This window comes from Sporosarcina siberiensis (assembly GCF_042681925.1).
GTDB lineage: Bacteria > Bacillota > Bacilli > Bacillales_A > Planococcaceae > Sporosarcina > Sporosarcina siberiensis.
Map to the genome: position 1 here is coordinate 1 of NZ_JBHUGI010000026.1, position 1,390 is coordinate 1,390.

Genomic DNA, 1,390 nt, shown 5'->3' on the forward strand with positions numbered 1-1,390 from the left:
AGCGAAGAGGTCACACCCGTTCCCATCTCGAACACGGTAGTTAAGCTCTTCAGCGCCGATGGTAGTTGGGGGTTCCCCCCTGCAAGAGTAGGACGTTGCCAGGCTTGTAAGATTCATTACATAAATTGAAGTCTAGAATTCACCATAACTTTTCAACCCAGGAGGATTAGCTCAGCTGGGAGAGCACCTGCCTTACAAGCAGGGGGTCGGCGGTTCGAGCCCGTCATCCTCCACCATCATATTTTAAATTCGATAAAGAGCCGGAGTAGCTCAACTGGTAGAGCAACTGACTTGTAATCAGTAGGTTGAGGGTTCAAGTCCTTTCTCCGGCACCAGTATCGAGCCATTAGCTCAGTTGGTAGAGCATCTGACTTTTAATCAGAGGGTCGCAGGTTCGAATCCTGCATGGCTCACCATTTTTTTATGTAAATGAATAATATTCATATAATATATTGCGGGTATGGCGGAACTGGCAGACGCGCTAGACTTAGGATCTAGTGCCTTAGGGCGTGGGGGTTCGACTCCCTTTACCCGCACTTATAAGCGCGGAAGTAGTTCAGTGGTAGAATACGACCTTGCCAAGGTCGGGGTCGCGGGTTCGAATCCCGTCTTCCGCTCCATTTTATTGCCGGGGTGGCGGAACTGGCAGACGCACAGGACTTAAAATCCTGCGGTGGGTAACCACCGTACCGGTTCGATTCCGGTTCTCGGCACCAGTTATTACGTTTGCGCCCGTAGCTCAATTGGATAGAGCGTCTGACTACGGATCAGAAGGTTGTGGATTCGACTTCTGCCGGGCGCGCCATTATTTTAAAACACATATTGTACTCGGGAAGTAGCTCAGCTTGGTAGAGCACTTGGTTTGGGACCAAGGGGTCGCAGGTTCGAATCCTGTCTTCCCGACCATTTATTAAGGGGCCTTAGCTCAGCTGGGAGAGCGCCTGCCTTGCACGCAGGAGGTCAGCGGTTCGATCCCGCTAGGCTCCACTTTTGAACCTTGAAAACTGAACAGCAAAACGTCGATAGAATTTTTAAACTCGACACACTTCGGTGTAGAGAGTATAAACGTTTCTAAGTAAGCTGATTTCCGTCAGAAGAACAGAAACAAACAGAAGGATTGAATTTCAATCCTTCGACATGACATCATTGAAGAATGGTTTTATTCCTCTTTTAGAAGAATAAAGTTCATTCTTCTCTAATGCCAGCATAGAAACTAGAGCTATTCAAGTTTCTGTAATTCACTGGCGGTCGAGACGTAGTGCAGCACTAGGAGATGAGTGAGAGAATGAGGGAACGTACTTTTGGGTACGTGACCGACTGATCAATCGAAATCGACAACGTGATGTGCTGCGTATCGACTAGCCAGTATTATGGAGAGTTTGATCCTGGC

9 tRNA genes and 1 rRNA gene are annotated in these 1,390 nt (G+C 48.2%); all 10 read left to right on the plus strand.

The features are described 5' to 3' along the window. Positions 1–104: ribosomal RNA gene (rrf, locus tag ACFSFY_RS09960) — 5S ribosomal RNA — on the plus strand; the annotation flags it as partial. 56 nt (positions 105–160) lie between these two features. After that, a tRNA-Val gene (locus ACFSFY_RS09965) sits at positions 161–236 on the plus strand. A 23-nt stretch (positions 237–259) separates the two neighbouring features. Next, positions 260–335 (plus strand) — tRNA-Thr (locus ACFSFY_RS09970). Between the two features lie 5 nt (positions 336–340). Beyond that, a tRNA-Lys gene (locus tag ACFSFY_RS09975) sits at positions 341–416 on the plus strand. Positions 417–454: 38 nt separating this feature from the next. Continuing rightward, positions 455–536 (plus strand) — tRNA-Leu (locus ACFSFY_RS09980). Positions 537–545: 9 nt separating this feature from the next. Beyond that, positions 546–620 (plus strand) — tRNA-Gly (locus tag ACFSFY_RS09985). Between the two features lie 7 nt (positions 621–627). Further along, positions 628–716 (plus strand) — tRNA-Leu (locus ACFSFY_RS09990). A 12-nt stretch (positions 717–728) separates the two neighbouring features. After that, positions 729–805: transfer RNA gene (locus tag ACFSFY_RS09995), tRNA-Arg, on the plus strand. Between the two features lie 24 nt (positions 806–829). Next, a tRNA-Pro gene (locus tag ACFSFY_RS10000) sits at positions 830–906 on the plus strand. 8 nt (positions 907–914) lie between these two features. Beyond that, a tRNA-Ala gene (locus ACFSFY_RS10005) sits at positions 915–987 on the plus strand. Positions 988–1,390: the final 403 nt, after the last annotated feature.